The sequence below is a fragment of the Sandarakinorhabdus sp. genome, from assembly GCF_040398645.1.
In the GTDB taxonomy this organism is placed as follows: domain Bacteria; phylum Pseudomonadota; class Alphaproteobacteria; order Sphingomonadales; family Sphingomonadaceae; genus Sandarakinorhabdus.
This window is the reverse complement of record NZ_JBBATR010000077.1, coordinates 1-4,206: the sequence shown is the minus strand read 5'-3', so window position 1 is coordinate 4,206 and position 4,206 is coordinate 1. Positions and strand designations below refer to the sequence as shown.

The following is a 4,206-nucleotide window of genomic DNA, read 5'->3' as shown; positions in this document are numbered from 1 at the left end:
TCGGCATCGAACGTCAGCGCCACCGCACCAACTTCACCGGCGAAATATTTGGCGGCGGTGCCGGACACCTGATCGGGCGTGGACATGTGGATGTAGCCGTCGCGGAAATCATCCGGCGACCCGATAAACACGCCATCCGCCTGAAACTGCGCCCATTCCGCTGCGCGCAGCAGCTTGATGATCGGCGTCACTTCGCTTCTCGAACCGGCACCTTCAATGTGCACAGATCGGCAGCGCCGGCCGGGCGCACGAAGAAACCGGTGCGGTTGGCGCGGGCGGTGTTGACGGCGGCGAAGCTGGCCGAGCCGGTGTCCATCATCTGCCAGCGCGGGAAGCCGGCGATCTGGCTGGCCAGGCGCACGCGGCTGATTTTCACGCGGGCAGCCTCGTCCTTGTAAAAGCCGATGGCTTCGCTGCCGCGCGGCAGGGCGGCGTGGGGCTCGATGCCGGACAGCACGCGGCCGACATTGGCGATGTTGCGATCGAGGTGGCGCGGGCCGTGGCCGATCACGGTGTAAAGCTCGCTGCCATCACCGGTGTCGGGCGGGTTTTCGCGGCCGACACCCACGGCGGCGTAGCAGTGCGCCAGCCAGACCGTGCCGGCCTTGCTGTCCCGCGCGGCCTGCCAGCCGCCGACGAAGCCAGCTTCCGCATAAGTATCGGCATAGGGCGACGGCGTGAAGGTGAGGCCAGCGGCAGGGCGTTCATATTCGGCCGGCAGCGGCGCCGGTTTCCACAGCGGATCGGGCCGCGCCGCCCATTGCACGACATAATTGTCCTGCACCCGGACGATGCGGCCACCGTCAAACCGGCCTTCGCGCACCAGCGCCTTGATGGCAGCGACATGCGCCGGGGCAAAGCTGGGGGCCAATTGGATGACCATGCGCCCGGCGGCACTGTCCATCACCATGATATCATCGGGATCGATGGCCAGCCAATGCGCTGCCGGTGCCTTTGCCGCAATCTCATCGGCCGTTAGCGCAGCAGGCGCTTGCGCCATGATCAACGGCGCCGCCGCGATCGCCAACAGCGCGGCGCGCATCAGGCCGCAGCCACGAAATTCAGCGCCAGCCCGTTGATGCAATGGCGCTGCCCGGTCGGCGGCGGGCCATCGGGGAAGATATGGCCGAGATGCCCGTTGCAGGCGGCGCAGTGCACTTCGGTGCGCACCATGCCGTGGCTGGTATCGGTGGTGGTGGCAGCAGCGCCGGGCTCCGCTGCCCAGAAGCTCGGCCAGCCGGAGCCGGAATCATATTTTGTCGCCGAACGGTACAGCAGCGCGCCGCAGCCGGCGCAGTGAAAATCGCCAGCGCGCTTTTCATCATTCAGCGGCGAGGTGAACGGCCGTTCGGTGGCGTGATCATACAGAACGGCGCGGGCTTCGGGGGAAAGACAGCTCATGACATGCTCCAGTGGGGTTCGCTGGTGTGGCGCGCCAGCGCATCGATTGCACCCTGTAGAATATAGGCAGCCGCCAGCCTGTCCACCCGCTCGGCGCGGCGGGCGCGTGACAAATCCTCGGCGATCATCGCGCGTTCCACGGCGGCGGTGGACCAGCGTTCGTCCCACAGCAGCAGCGGCAGGCCCAGCAGGGCCAGATTGCGCGCAAAGGCCCGCACCGATTGCGTGCGCGAACTGTCGGTGCCGTCCATGTTGAGCGGCAGGCCGATCACCAGCCCAGCCAGCCGTTCCTGCGCTGCCCACAGCTGCAAGGCCGCCAGATCGACGGCAAATTTCGCCTTGGACAAGGTCCGCGCCGGGCTGGCGAAGCTCCAGCTGGCATCGCACGTGGCAAGGCCGATGGTCTTGGTGCCGACATCAAGCCCGCCCAGCCGGCCCCCATCCGGCAGAGCGGCGGCAAATTCCGCGATGTTGCCAGCGATCAGGGCGCTGGCGTCCACGCCTGCACCCTTGCCGCTGCGTCCTGCCGCACGGCCTGCCAGAACAGTGGATAATCAAACACATGGTAGTTGTTGCCGGGCAGCACAAACGCCGGATAGCCCGACGGCGCTTCGCCGATCAGCAGCAGCCCGCGGGCATCGCAGCGGGCCGGCACACCGGGGCTGATAATCTCGCCAGCGTCCAGCAAGGCCGTGGGCAGCAGGCTGCCGGGATTGGCCGCCGCCAGCGCCGCCCCAGCCGCGCCGCCCGTCAGGGGATTGGTGCACAGCATCGCCGTGCCGGCGCGCGGCAAGCCGGCAAGGCCGGTGCCGGCATAATAAACCGACAAGATGGCTTCGGGATCAGCCGGCTCGGCAAAGCTTTGCCACGACAGGATGCAGCCGGCCTGCGCCGGGCCGGTGCACGCCGGCAGGCCAAGCGCCGGCAGATCCGCCGTTACCGATACCGGCCAGCCCACCAGATAAACCGCCGCCACCCGGCCCGCCAGCGGCGTGCCCGCCACTTGCTCCTTCAGCAGGCGCAGCAGATGCAGCGCGCCCTGGCTATGGCCGGCCAAAATGATCGGGCCACCGCTGGGCCCAGTGCTCGGGTGCGCCGCCACAAAGGCGGCAAATGCAGCCGCCACATCGGCATAGGCCAGTTCCTGCGCGGCGGCCGCGTTGCGGCGCGCATCGGGCGCGCTGGCCAGAAAGCTGCCCAGCACGGCCTGCCGGTAATGCGGCGCCCACAGCGGGCCGGCATCGGCCAAGGCGCTGGCCTGGGTGCGCAAGAACCCCGCCAACCGCTTGGCGGTGTCGCCGCTATCGGATCGATCATTCCAGCGATCATTGCCAAATGCGGCGGTGGGCGGCACAAAAAACACCGCTGCCTTGCCGGTGGCCGGCAGCGCAGCCGCTGCGCCCGTTGGCCGCCACGCCGTTGGATCGCCGGCCATGCCCGGCCGTGCGGCCCAGCTTTTTGGCAGGGCGTAATCATAGGGCGTGCCGGCCGCGATGGCCGAAAATTCGCCGCGCGGCACCAGCGCAGCGGACAGCAGCGCGTTGCCGCCCAGCCGGTAGGTGATCGCCGCTGCAACCACGATGAAGATGGCAATGGCCACCACCCACAAAAATCGACGTGCCAACATGCGGCTGCCTTAGCAGGCGTGCGCCCGAGCATGCGATGAAAAATGGCCGCAGTGGCCCGGCTCACTTGAAAATGACACAGTTTGCGTCATATCATCGCAGCATGGGCAATATTTTATGCATCGAAGACGACGCGACCATGGCCGACCATGTCGCCTGCGGACTGCGCAATGCCGGGCATGATGTGGAAATCGCCAGCGATGGCCAGCGCGGGCTTGAATTGGCGATGGCCGGCCCGCATTCCGCCATTGTGCTCGATCGGATGCTGCCCGGCCTGGACGGACTGACCATCCTGACCCGGATGCGCGCTGCCGGCAACAACACGCCCGTGGTCATGCTGTCGGCACTGGCCAGCCTGGATGAACGTGTGCGCGGCCTGCGCGCCGGGTCCGATGATTATGTGACCAAGCCGTTTGAATTGCCGGAATTGCTGGCCCGGCTGGATGCGGTGCGGCGCCGGGCGGGCGGCGCTGCGGAAATCACCCGCCTGGTGGAAGGCGAGCTTGAGCTGGATCTGCTGGCGCGGCGCGTGACTTGGGACGGCCGGCGCATCGAATTGCAACCGCGCGAATTTCGCTTGCTGGAGTATCTGGTCCGTCACCGCGGGCAGGTCGTCACCCGGTCGATGCTGCTGGAAGGCGTGTGGGATTATCATTTCGATCCCGGCACCAACGTTATTGATGTGCATGTCAGCCGGCTGCGCAAGAAACTGGATGAAGGCGGCGCTGGTCCGATCGTCGAAACCGTGCGCGGTGCCGGCTACCGCGTTGGCGGTGAGCCGGGTCATGCCTGATCCCGCCTGATCAGCAGCATGATCTGATGATGTTCAGGATGCTCCCCCGCACGACCACCGCGCGGATCAGCCTGTTGTTGTTTGCGGTGCTGGTCACGGGCAGCGCGGTGTTGCTCCTCCTGCTCGAACGCGCCACCAAATCACAGTTGGAGGGCGAAGCGCGCAGCCGAGTTGATGCCATTGCCGATGTTGCTGCCGCCGCCTGGCGTGACCAGGGCAAGGCCGCCGCGCTGGACATCCTGCAGGGCGAACTGGGCGTGCCCGGCCCGCTGGTGATCCATTTGTCCGATGCCAGCGGCGCCATGGTCGTCGGCAATTTGCTGAACTGGCCGACAGTGGTGCCGCGCGATGAAGGCTTTTACCGGGTGACCGGCATGGCCGATCAGG

General features: G+C 67.0%; 6 protein-coding genes and 1 pseudogene. 2 read left to right on the top strand and 5 right to left on the bottom strand.

The window, feature by feature from the left end:
• The 5 genes and pseudogenes from ABWP50_RS12480 to ABWP50_RS12460 all read right to left on the bottom strand — a co-directional run.
• A partial coding sequence (locus ABWP50_RS12480) for a DUF952 domain-containing protein (RefSeq protein WP_353218311.1) occupies window positions 1–191 on the bottom strand: 191 nt, incomplete at its 3' end.
• Complete coding sequence (locus ABWP50_RS12475; RefSeq protein WP_353218310.1) at window positions 188–1,042, bottom strand: peptidylprolyl isomerase; 855 nt, start codon at window positions 1,040–1,042, stop codon at window positions 188–190. The genes ABWP50_RS12475 and ABWP50_RS12480, both read right to left, overlap by 4 nt.
• Window positions 1,042–1,392: pseudogene (gene msrB, locus ABWP50_RS12470) on the bottom strand (peptide-methionine (R)-S-oxide reductase MsrB); the annotation flags it as partial. The gene ABWP50_RS12475 and the pseudogene msrB, both read right to left, overlap by 1 nt.
• A 5-nt stretch (window positions 1,393–1,397) precedes the next feature.
• The gene (ruvX, locus tag ABWP50_RS12465) at window positions 1,398–1,886 is read right to left on the bottom strand and encodes a Holliday junction resolvase RuvX (RefSeq protein ID WP_353218316.1); all 489 of its coding nucleotides are present in this window, start codon (window positions 1,884–1,886) and stop codon (window positions 1,398–1,400) included.
• A complete protein-coding gene (locus tag ABWP50_RS12460) occupies window positions 1,883–3,028 on the bottom strand; it encodes a DUF3089 domain-containing protein (protein WP_353218309.1) in 1,146 nt (381 codons plus the stop codon). The genes ruvX and ABWP50_RS12460 overlap by 4 nt, the downstream gene beginning before the upstream one ends.
• Before the next feature lie 101 nt (window positions 3,029–3,129).
• Here ABWP50_RS12460 and ABWP50_RS12455 point away from each other — a divergent pair, with 101 nt between their 5' ends.
• Both ABWP50_RS12455 and ABWP50_RS12450 read left to right on the top strand, forming a co-directional pair.
• Window positions 3,130–3,819, top strand: coding sequence for a response regulator transcription factor (locus tag ABWP50_RS12455; RefSeq protein ID WP_353218308.1), 690 nt, complete (start codon window positions 3,130–3,132; stop codon window positions 3,817–3,819).
• Between the two features lie 38 nt (window positions 3,820–3,857).
• The coding region (locus ABWP50_RS12450; RefSeq protein WP_353218307.1) for a hypothetical protein at window positions 3,858–4,206 on the top strand (349 nt) is incomplete at its 3' end.